Origin of the sequence: Massilia sp. CT11-108, assembly GCF_047302915.1 — a bacterium.
GTDB classification, from domain to species: Bacteria; Pseudomonadota; Gammaproteobacteria; order Burkholderiales; family Burkholderiaceae_D; genus Telluria; species Telluria orientalis.
Window position 1 is genome coordinate 1 of the sequence record NZ_JBKYMO010001628.1, and the last position, 252, is coordinate 252.

At 41.7% G+C, this 252-nt stretch carries 1 protein-coding gene; it reads left to right on the forward strand.

Annotated elements, in window-relative coordinates; genetic code table 11:
* Positions 1-18: 18 nt before the first annotated feature.
* Positions 19-252: hypothetical protein (locus ACEN88_RS35830; protein WP_413347141.1), on the forward strand; the 234-nt coding region annotated here is incomplete at its 3' end.

A 252-nucleotide genomic window follows, 5' to 3' on the forward strand; every position in this document is an offset into this window, starting at 1 on the left:
GAATACGAGACCACGGATATGTTCAGGGCACGTCTTGCCAGTCGAGTGTTGAAAATATTTGGAACTGATAAGTTAATTATGGTTCGTCCGATCGAGTCTTTCAGTGATTATAATGCTGACGCTTCTCAACTCAGAATTGAGCCGTTTAAGGATGTTTCTTACAAACTGCCTTCGGGCAGTCTTCATATTCAGGCCTCTTTTCATATTAACAAATTAGGTTCCGGTGTCGGAACTAATGCATTTGGCGTATCT